Here is a 481-nt window from a genome sequence, read left to right on the forward strand (position 1 = left end):
GCCTCACCGAGCTCGCCCCGTGGGACGTCGCGTACGCGGCCGAAAAACTCCGCCAGCAGCGCTATGCGTTCTCGGAAAACGAGGTCAAGCAGTACTTCCCGGAACCGGCCGCGCTGAAGGGCCTGTTCACCGTCACCGAAACGCTGTTCGGCGTGCGGATCAAGCCGGACGACGCGCCGGTGTGGCACAAGGACGTGCGCTTCTTCCGCGTCGAGAACCGCGACGGCTCGCTCGTCGCGCAGTTCTACCTCGACCTGTACGCACGCGAAGGCAAGCGCGGCGGCGCGTGGATGGACGACGCGCGGTCGCGCGCGAAGCGCGGCGGCGACGTGCAGACGCCCGTTGCGTACCTGACCTGCAACTTCTCCGCGCCGGTCGGCGGCAAACCCGCATGCTTCACGCACGATGAAGTCATCACGCTGTTCCATGAATTCGGCCACGGGCTGCACCACATGCTCACGCGCGTCGACGAGCTCGGCGT

General features: G+C 67.2%; 1 protein-coding gene. It reads left to right on the plus strand.

The annotated features are described in order from the left end of the window. On the plus strand, window positions 1–481 hold a 481-nt coding region (locus M3630_RS30560; RefSeq protein WP_251254664.1), incomplete at both ends, for a M3 family metallopeptidase.

Source organism: Brevibacillus sp. MER 51, from assembly GCF_023714195.1.
In the GTDB taxonomy this organism is placed as follows: domain Bacteria; phylum Bacillota; class Bacilli; order Brevibacillales; family Brevibacillaceae; genus Brevibacillus.